This window comes from Marivivens donghaensis, assembly GCF_011806565.1.
GTDB classification, from domain to species: Bacteria; Pseudomonadota; Alphaproteobacteria; order Rhodobacterales; family Rhodobacteraceae; genus Marivivens; species Marivivens donghaensis_A.
In genome coordinates, this window is the sequence record NZ_JAATOP010000023.1 from 1 (window position 1) to 1,523 (window position 1,523).

1 protein-coding gene is annotated in these 1,523 nt (G+C 63.1%); it reads right to left on the reverse strand.

Annotation, left to right across the window (positions count from 1 at the left end):
- Positions 1–1,523 (reverse strand): bifunctional sulfate adenylyltransferase/adenylylsulfate kinase (locus HCZ30_RS16480; RefSeq protein ID WP_167639401.1); only part of this gene is annotated, 1,523 nt, incomplete at both ends.

The following is a 1,523-nucleotide window of genomic DNA, read 5'->3' on the forward strand; positions in this document are numbered from 1 at the left end:
GCGCAGTTGTCGACGTCGACGTTCTCGGTTTCGACGACGATCTCGGCGTTGACCGGAGTTTCGTACGGATCCGAGATGCCGGTGAACTCCTTGATCTTGCCTTCGCGCGCCAGCTTGTAGAGGCCCTTGCGGTCGCGGCGTTCGCATTCCTCGATCGAGGTTGCGACGTGGACTTCGATGAACGCGCCGTAGGCTTCGATCATCTCGCGGACGGCGCGGCGGGTCGCGGTATAGGGAGCGATCGGAGCACAGATAGCGATACCGCCGTTCTTGGTGATTTCCGATGCGACATAGCCGATGCGCTTGATGTTGATGTCGCGGTGCTCTTTCGAGAAGCCCAGCTCCGACGACAGGTGCTTACGCACGACGTCGCCGTCGAGAAGCGTGACCGGACGGCCGCCCATTTCCATCAGCTTGACCATAAGCGCGTTCGCGATGGTCGACTTGCCCGAGCCCGACAGGCCGGTGAAGAACACGGTGAAGCCCTGCTTCGAACGCGGCGGCGAGGTGCGGCGCAGTTCGGTGACGACTTCGGGGAACGAGAACCATTCCGGAATTTCCAGACCTTCGCGCAGACGGCGACGCAATTCGGTGCCCGAGATGTTCAGGATGGTGACGTTGTCGCGATCCTCGATCTCGTCGTTCGGCTCGTACTGGGCGCGTTCCTGCACGTAGACCATGTGCTTGAAGTCGACCATTTCGATGCCGATTTCTTCCTGGTGCTCGCGGAACAGATCCTGCGCGTCGTAGGGGCCGTAGAAGTCCTCGCCTGCCGAGTTCTTGCCCGGACCGGCGTGGTCGCGGCCGACGATGAAGTGGGTGCAGCCGTGGTTGCGGCGGATGAGACCGTGCCAGACGGCTTCACGCGGACCGGCCATACGCATCGCGAGGTTCAGCAGCGACATGGTGGTGGTCGACTGCGGGTACTTGTCGAGCACAGCCTCGTAGCAGCGTACGCGGGTGAAGTGGTCGACGTCGCCCGGCTTGGTCATGCCGACAACCGGATGGATCAGCAGGTTGGCCTGTGCTTCGCGGGCGGCGCGGAAGGTCAGTTCCTGGTGCGCACGGTGCAGCGGGTTACGGGTCTGGAAGGCCACGACCTTGCGCCAGCCGAGCTTGCGGAAGTAGGCGCGCAGCTCGTTCGGGGTATCGCGGCGGGCTTTGAAGTCATAGTGCACGGGCTGCTGGATGCCAGTGACCGGACCGCCGAGGTAGACCTTGCCGGCGGTGTTGTGCAGGTAGTTGACGGCCGGGTGGGCCAGATCGTCTGCGCCGAAGACCTTCTCGGCTTCGCGCGACTTGTTCGGCACCCACTTGTCGGTGACGGTCATGGTGGCGAGGATCACGCCTTCCTGATCGCGCAGCGCGATGTCCTGACCGATCTCGACGGTCTCCGCGAAGGCTTCGCTGACATCGAGGTTGATCGGCATCGGCCACAGCGCGCCGTCGGCCAGACGCATGTTTTCGACAACACCGTCATAATCGGCTTCGGTCAGGAAGCCCTTCAGCGGGTTGAAACCGCC